The following is a 6,331-nucleotide window of genomic DNA, read 5'->3' as shown; positions in this document are numbered from 1 at the left end:
AGTTGAGGACACGCGGAGCGATCAGGATGATGAGGCCCGCAACGATCGCGAGCACGGCCTGCAACGGCCACTGAACGAGGACGCTCGGGATCTCTGCACCGCCACATTGGGGATTGATGCTGCGCCTCGGGCTTCAACTCAACCAGCAGAGGTAACACACCGATGGAGATCCCGAACGTCCTCGTTCAGTGGCCGTTGCAGGCCGTGCTCGCGATCGTTGCGGGCCTCATCATCCTGATCGCTCCGCGTGTCCTCAACTATGCCGTTGCGACCTATCTGCTCGCGGTCGGGGCGCTCGGGCTCCTGTTGGTCTATCAGGGGCAGGCCGTGAAGGCGCAGACCATCATCGCCCTGGTCGCCGGTGTGCTCATCCTGGTCAAGCCCAACATCCTCAACTATGTCATCGGGATCTATCTGATCCTCGTGGGTTTGCTCGAGGCCGGTGTCATCCGCATCTAAACCGCGTCCGGAGCGGCATGCGTCGTTTTTGGATTGGAGCTGCCTCCGTCGGATCCTCGACGGCGGCTTGAACTCGCGGGGCGCCAATGCCAGACTCCCGCAGCTTCCAACGACGATTCTGTGGATATGGACCTGAACTTTCTCGACTTCGAACAGCCCATCGCAGAGCTCGAGGCCAAGATCGAGGAGCTGCGTCTCGTCGGCTTCGACAACGAGCTGAACATCCAAGAAGAGATCGAGCGGCTTCATAGCAAGTGTGTCGCGCTGACCGACTCCATCTTCTCCGCGCTCACCCCTTGGCAGATCTCGCAGCTCTCGCGGCATCCGCAGCGTCCTTATCTTCTTGACTACGTGCGGCGGATCTTCGACGAGTTCCACGAGCTGCACGGCGACCGTGCCTTCGCGGACGATCGTGCCATCGTGGGCGGATTGGCGCGCATCGAGGGTCGGCCGGTCATGGTGATCGGGCATCAGAAGGGCCGCGACACCAAGGAGAAGATCCTGCGCAACTTCGGGATGCCGCGCCCCGAAGGCTATCGCAAGGCGCTGCGTCTGATGGAGATGGCCGAGCGCTTCAGCCTGCCGATCCTGACCTTCATCGACACGCCCGGCGCCTATCCGGGTGTCGGCGCCGAAGAGCGCGGCCAGAGCGAGGCGATCGCGCGCAACCTGCGCGAGATGTCCAGGATGCGCACCCCGATCCTCTGCACGGTCGTCGGCGAGGGCGGGTCGGGCGGTGCCTTGGCGATCGGTGTTGGCGACTGGCTGGGCATGTTGCAGTTCAGCACCTACTCGGTGATCTCGCCCGAGGGCTGCGCCTCGATCCTCTGGAAGAGCGCGGACAAGGCCCAGCTCGCCGCCGAGGCGATGGCGATCACCTCAGACAAGCTGCTTGAGCAGGGTCTGATCGATCAGATCATCAAGGAGCCGCTCGGCGGCGCACACCGCAATCCGGAGGCAACCGCGGCCTCGATCAAGGCCGCGCTCCTGACCCGTCTCGACGAGCTGTGCGGGACCGATCCGGATGTGCTGGTTGCCGCGCGCTACAAGCGCTTGATGGGCTACGGCAAGTTCAAGGACGAACGCCCGGCGCCGCGGTGAGGCCATGATCGGGCGCGTCCCGGAGCGCTTGGCCGAAGCGCTGCGCCGACTCGGCCCCACCGGCGACTGCTGGGTCGCATTCAGCGGCGGGACGGATTCCACCGCATTGCTTCACGCGGCCGCCAACCGACCCGATCACTCGCCCGCCACACTGCGGGCCATCCACATCGACCACGGCCTTCACCCCGACTCGCCCTTGTGGGCCGATCACTGTCGCCGCATCTGCAACGCACTCGGGGTGCCCCTCGAGGTGCGCCTTCTGCATCTCACACCCATCCCCGGAGAGAGCCTCGAGGCGACGGCGCGCGAGGCACGCTATTGCGCGCTTGCCGACGTGCTGCGCTCCGGCGATCTCATGCTGACGGCACACAATCAGGACGACCAAGCCGAAACTTTGTTGCTCGCGCTCTTGCGCGGGAGCGGGATTCACGGGTTGGCGGCCATGCCTCGCGAGGCTGACCTCGGTCAGGGCCTTCTGGTGCGGCCCCTGCTGGATGTCCCGAGGGCGGCGTTGGAGCAGTATGTTCGCGCCTTGCGACTCTCGTGGATCGAAGATCCGAGCAACGCATCGCTCCGGATGGACCGCAACTATCTGCGCAGCAGCGTCATACCCTTGCTGCGCTCGCGCTGGCCGGGACTCTCCGCGACCCTTTCGCGCAGCGCGGGCCACTGTGCCGAGGCGGCCCAACTGTTTGACGATCTGGCGGCGGAGCTGATGGACGCATGTGCCGGCGTGCGGCCGGGTACGCTCGGCATCCGCGCGCTCGGTGCGCTGGAGCCACCGCGACGCAAGGCCGTGCTGCGCCTGTGGCTGCGTCGCCGCGGGTTTGCGCTGCCCGATATGCGACGTCTCGCGCGCATCCTCGACGAGGTCATGGCTGCCCGTGCCGATGCCGATCCGCTGGTCGCCTGGTCGGGCTGCGAGGTGCGCCGCTACAGGGACGACCTCTTTGCCCTAGCTCCCTTGCCGCCGCCTCCCGGCGCCTTGACGATCCGTCGAGCGCCGAGCGGGATACCACCCGTGATCGATCTTCCGGCTGGGCTCGGATGGCTGCAATGGGCGGGCGCGAGCGACGGCTCGGAGCAGGCGCAACGGGCGGAGGCGGCCACGACGGTGCGCTTCGGCTCGACCGGGCAGACCTGCCGGCCGCGGTCGACGTCCCGCCGCCGCACCCTCAAAAATCTCTTTCAGGAGGCCGGCATCCCAAGCTGGCTGCGCCACTACGTCCCCTTGGTCTTCTCGGAGGACACCCTGATCGCGGTAGCCGGTGTGTGCGGATGCCACGGCGAGGCTGGGGAGCGGGCCGCACATGAGGCGCCGCAATGGCTCGGCCATCCCTGGGAGGATCTCTGCCTCTTTCGCAATCGAGCCGAATGATCCCCGCGCCCGACGCCACGGAAGGTGATTTCGCTGGATGGGCATCCCGATTTCACATATCTGAAAGACCTGTGCAGGATGTAGAGGTCGTAGGGGCGAATGAATTCGCCCCACTCCGGCAGATCCTTTCCCGAGAATCACCCAAAAAATCCTGGGCAGATCCTTTCCCGAAAATCACCCAAAAAATCCTGAGTCGCGTCGCTCAAAGGCCATTGTCACGCACGAGGCCGAAAGCACCTCGGACCCAAGAGGATCCCTCGATACGCGACTCAGTAAAGCGCATTCATCATTTTCGCGCGATACCCGGCAACCAAGTCGCCGCCGCCGAGCAGATCGAAGACCGCGAGCATGCCTTTGCGTGCGGCGTCGTCCTGAAAGGCGCGGTCGCGTTTCATGAGGGTCAAGAGATTTTCGAGCGCCGACGCGTAATCACCGCGCAGGACTTGGTGTGCGGCGAGCTGATAGCGGGCCAGGCTGTCGGCCGGGTCGTCCGAGAGCCGGGCAGTCAGATCCGCTTCCGGCGGTGCGTCCTCGAGCGCCGTCGCAAACCGCAGCTGACCGCGCAGTGCCAAGACCTCGGGCTCGCCCGCGAGCTCGATCGGGAGCTTGTCGATCGCCGCCAGCGCCTCTGTGATCTCGCCCCGAGCCGCCATGAGCTGTAGCTCGGCGAGCGCTAGGCGGGCATTCTCGGGATCGGCCTCCCGTGCGCGGTCGATCAGGGTTCGGGCGCCGGCGAGATCGCCTGCGACCAGCAGCCCCTGCGCCTGCGCCAAAAGCCCGTCGGACGCGCGCGGGATGTGCCGGTCGAGGAATTCGCGGATCTGACCCTCGGGAAGGGCGCCCATGAACTGATCCACAGGGTGTCCGGACTTGAACAACTGCACCGTCGGGAGGCTGCGAATACCGAACTCGGCAGCGAGCGCCTGTTGCTCTTCGGTGTTGACCTTGGCCAGAATGAATCGCCCGCGGTACTCGGCGGCTAGATTGGCGAGGATGGGCATCAGCATGCGGCAGGGTGCACACCAGTCGGCCCAGAAGTCGACCAGAACCGGGCGGTCGAATGAGCCCTCCAGGACGACCGCCTGAAAGTTCTCTGCCGTAACGGTTACGATATACGGTGAATCGGCCATGATCGGGACACTCCTTCAAACGGATCGGATGGCGTGGATCTGATCGTCGAACATAACTGTCCGTTGAGGTCGATTCAAGCCGATCGAGCCGGGTATCCGGATCCAACCGCAAGGAGTCATCGCCATGTCCGAATCGCTTCATGTTGTCTGCCCCGCCTGCGACGCGGTCAACCGGGTCCCTCGGCAGCGTCTCGGCGCCGCCGCGAAATGCGGCAAGTGTCACGGTCCACTGTTTCTCGGCCAGCCGCTGGCGCTGGACGAGTCCCGCTTTGCGCGCCACCTCTCGCGCAGCGATTTGCCGCTCTTGGTGGACTTCTGGGCGCCCTGGTGCGGACCCTGCCGGATGATGGCCCCGGCCTTCGAGGCCGCCGCCGGTCTGCTTGAGCCGAACCTGCGTTTGGTCAAGATCAACACCGAGGAGGCGCAAGCCCTGGGGGCGCGTTTCGGCATCCGCAGTATCCCGACGTTGGCGCTGTTTCGCGGGGGCGCCGAGGTTGCGCGCACGGCCGGGGCGATGGATACGAGAGGGATCGTCGCCTGGGCGCGGCAGGCGCTTTGAACCGCGCCCTGTGCGATATGCGTCGTATGTTGGATTGGCTTGGCCGCGCCAGCTCCGACAACTGTCGGAGCTGGCGCGGTTTAAGTGATTAAAATAATTCTAAACCGCGTCTCCGCAAAGGTCGGAAAAATCCTCAACCCAACACAATAAAGAAAATGACGCATTTCACTCTGGGACGCGGTATAGCACGGAGTCCGACGCCGGGTCCGAGACGCAGATCTTGTTGCGGATGTCTCGTCCGGCAGCGCGGGCAGTTTTCGGCCCTGCCGTTCTGCGGCGTGTCGTCGTTCGTCATCACGGTGCGCATGGACACTCGTGCGAGGGTTCTTTAGAATTCCGGTGGGTCAGGGCGGTGCCCGTATGCCCGCCCAGGCGTGATTGCGCTGCCACCCTCGTTCGCGTCGCGGCGGTTGCACGCCCCCGCCCGGATCGGAGAAACCCTTGAGTAAACCCGCGGTACTCGTGCTGGAAGACGGCTCCGTCTTCCGGGGAACGTCGATCGGCGCCGATGGATCGAGCGTCGGCGAGGTGGTGTTCAACACCGCCATGTCCGGATATCAGGAGATCCTCACCGATCCTTCGTATCTGCGACAGCTCGTCACCCTGACCTACCCGCATATCGGCAATGTCGGGACCAACCCGGAGGATGAGGAGTCCGACCGCGTTCAGGCCGCTGGCCTCATCATCCGCGATCTGCCGATCCTGCCCAGCAACTTTCGTATGACGGAGCGTCTCGACGCCTATCTGCGGCGCCAGGGCATCGTCGGCATCGCCGATATCGACACCCGACGTCTGACCCGTCTGCTGCGCGAGAAGGGTGCTCAAAACGGCTGTCTTCAGGCCGGCGAGCGGATCGACGAGGCGGCGGCGCTGCGCGCCGCACAGGGCTTTCCGGGCCTTAAGGGCATGGATCTGGCGCAGCATGCATCGACGTCCGAGACCTATTCCTGGACCCAGGGCGTCTGGGTCTTGGGCGAAGGTCATCCGGAGCACATCCATCCGGTCGGGGATCGTCTGCCCTTCCATGTCGTCGCCTACGACTACGGCATCAAGCGCAACATCCTGCGGATGCTGGCTGCGCGTGGCTGCCACGTCACCGTCGTCCCTGCCCACATGCCGGCGACGACGGTGCTGGGTCTGAAGCCGGACGGGGTGTTTCTCTCCAACGGTCCGGGCGATCCGGAGCCCTGCGACTATGCGATCGCGGCGATCCGCGAGCTGCTGGACACCGACATGCCGCTCTTCGGCATCTGTCTCGGCCACCAGCTGCTGGGCCTCGCCAGCGGCGCGCGCACGCTCAAGATGAAGTTCGGCCATCACGGCGCCAATCACCCGGTGCAGGATCTCGCCACCGGCGAGGTCATGATCAGCAGCCAGAACCACGGCTTCGCGGTCGACGAGGAGAGTCTGCCCCCGACGGTCGAGGCGACCCACCGCTCCTTGTTCGACGGCAGTCTGCAGGGCATCCGGCATCGGGATCGCCCCGCGTTCGGATTCCAGGGTCACCCCGAGGCCAGTCCGGGTCCCCATGATCTCGCACCGCTCTTCGATCGTTTCATCGATCTCATGCGCGCCCGCAAGGCCTAAACCGCGCCCGGAGCGAGATGCTGATCTTCGAGTGTGCTCGACGTTTAGTGCATCCACGGCCGTTAGCGGGGGCGCGGTTTAAAAGGATATCGCTTTTAATCTCTTAAACCGCGCCGG

General features: G+C 65.0%; 6 protein-coding genes and 1 pseudogene. 6 read left to right on the top strand and 1 reads right to left on the bottom strand.

Annotated elements, in window-relative coordinates; genetic code table 11:
• Positions 1-162: 162 nt before the first annotated feature.
• From AADX97_RS26000 to tilS, 4 genes and pseudogenes are all read left to right on the top strand, one after another.
• Positions 163-294: pseudogene (locus AADX97_RS26000) on the top strand (DUF3096 domain-containing protein); the annotation flags it as partial.
• 12 nt (positions 295-306) lie between these two features.
• The gene (locus AADX97_RS25995) at positions 307-459 is read left to right on the top strand and encodes a DUF3096 domain-containing protein (protein WP_373507794.1); all 153 of its coding nucleotides are present in this window, start codon (positions 307-309) and stop codon (positions 457-459) included.
• Positions 460-585: 126 nt separating this feature from the next.
• Positions 586-1,560 carry an acetyl-CoA carboxylase carboxyl transferase subunit alpha gene (accA, locus tag AADX97_RS25990; RefSeq protein WP_374236424.1) on the top strand — a complete coding sequence of 325 codons (975 nt, stop codon included), beginning with the start codon at positions 586-588 and terminating at the stop codon, positions 1,558-1,560.
• A gap of 4 nt (positions 1,561-1,564) precedes the next feature.
• Complete coding sequence (gene tilS / locus AADX97_RS25985) at positions 1,565-2,938, top strand: tRNA lysidine(34) synthetase TilS (protein WP_374236425.1); 1,374 nt, start codon at positions 1,565-1,567, stop codon at positions 2,936-2,938.
• A 269-nt stretch (positions 2,939-3,207) separates the two neighbouring features.
• Here tilS and trxA read toward each other — a convergent pair whose 3' ends face one another.
• On the bottom strand, positions 3,208-4,068 hold the full coding sequence (trxA, locus tag AADX97_RS25980) for a thioredoxin (protein ID WP_374236426.1): 861 nt from the start codon (positions 4,066-4,068) through the stop codon (positions 3,208-3,210).
• Between the two features lie 124 nt (positions 4,069-4,192).
• Between trxA and trxC the strand changes: the two genes are divergently transcribed.
• Together trxC and carA are read left to right on the top strand one after the other, a co-directional pair.
• Positions 4,193-4,627 (top strand): thioredoxin TrxC, encoded by a 435-nt coding sequence (gene trxC, locus AADX97_RS25975; protein WP_374236427.1) that lies wholly within the window; start codon positions 4,193-4,195, stop codon positions 4,625-4,627.
• 441 nt (positions 4,628-5,068) lie between these two features.
• On the top strand, positions 5,069-6,214 hold the full coding sequence (gene carA, locus AADX97_RS25970; RefSeq protein WP_374236428.1) for a glutamine-hydrolyzing carbamoyl-phosphate synthase small subunit: 1,146 nt from the start codon (positions 5,069-5,071) through the stop codon (positions 6,212-6,214).
• The last annotated feature ends 117 nt before the right edge of the window (positions 6,215-6,331 follow it).

Source organism: Thiocapsa sp. C2-2m (assembly GCF_041903745.1).
Taxonomy (GTDB): domain Bacteria; phylum Pseudomonadota; class Gammaproteobacteria; order Chromatiales; family Chromatiaceae; genus Thiocapsa; species Thiocapsa roseilacustris.
Note: the sequence above shows the minus strand (reverse complement) of the source record. Positions and strands in the feature narration are given on the sequence as shown.